At 68.5% G+C, this 641-nt stretch carries 1 protein-coding gene; it reads right to left on the reverse strand.

What is annotated here, in order from left to right:
• On the reverse strand, window positions 1-641 hold a 641-nt coding region (locus tag AQJ66_RS35040), incomplete at both ends, for a beta-ketoacyl synthase N-terminal-like domain-containing protein (protein ID WP_167359211.1).

Genomic DNA, 641 nt, shown 5'->3' on the forward strand with positions numbered 1-641 from the left:
GAACGCACCCGGCGTCGACATCACCGTCACACCACCGGCAAGCGCCAGATCACACTCCCCCGACCGCAACGCCTGCACCGCCAGATGCAACGCCACCAACGACGACGAACACGCCGTATCCACCGTCACCGCAGGCCCCTCCAGGCCCAGCACATACGACACCCGCCCCGACAACACCGACGCCGCGTTGCCCGTCCCCACATGCCCCTCGAAATCCTCACCCGAGGCCAGCAACACCCCCGCATAGTCCTGACCGTTCGTCCCCGCGAACACCCCCGTCCGACTGCCCCGCAACCCACCCGGCGCGACACCCGCCCGCTCCAACGCCTCCCACGACACCTCCAACAGCAACCGCTGCTGCGGATCCGCCGCCAACGCCTCCCGCGGACTCATCCCGAAAAAACCCGCATCGAAAAGATCCACACCATCCACAAACCCACCCACGTCGACCATGGTGGTTCCCGGACGGCTGCCCTCCGGGTCGTAGAGGGAAGTCAGATCCCAGCCTCGACCGGCCGGGAACGGGCCCACCGCGTCCCCGCCCTCGGCCAGCAACCGCCACAACCCCTCCGGATCCGTCACCCCACCCGGAAAACGGCACGCCATACCCACGATCACCACCGGATCACCGGACGCGCCGG

It is taken from the genome of Streptomyces bungoensis (genome assembly GCF_001514215.1).
Lineage (GTDB): Bacteria > Actinomycetota > Actinomycetes > Streptomycetales > Streptomycetaceae > Streptomyces > Streptomyces bungoensis.